Genomic DNA, 224 nt, shown 5'->3' with positions numbered 1-224 from the left:
GCATCAATGTCTTGACGGTTAGCTTCTAAAGCATCGGCTGCATTTAAGCCTACTTTTTTCAAAGTAACGATGTCTTGTTCAACAGCAGCGATTGCCTCCTTGGTGGAATCACCCAATTCAGTTACCGTATCACCGATATCGTTAACTTTTTTGCCCATATCGGCAGTGTATTTTGCCAATTCTTCGAAGTCGGCTTTATCGGCTTTTTTGTCAATTGCTGCTTT

Annotated in this window: 1 protein-coding gene; it reads right to left on the bottom strand. The window is 42.0% G+C overall.

Annotation, left to right across the window (positions count from 1 at the left end; translation table 11 throughout):
* A partial coding sequence (locus HMPREF2726_RS01175) for a hypothetical protein (protein ID WP_148132447.1) occupies positions 1-224 on the bottom strand: 224 nt, incomplete at both ends.

Origin of the sequence: Neisseria sp. HMSC074B07, assembly GCF_001810355.1 — a bacterium.
Lineage (GTDB): Bacteria > Pseudomonadota > Gammaproteobacteria > Burkholderiales > Neisseriaceae > Neisseria.
This window is presented reverse-complemented; position numbering and strand designations above follow the sequence as displayed.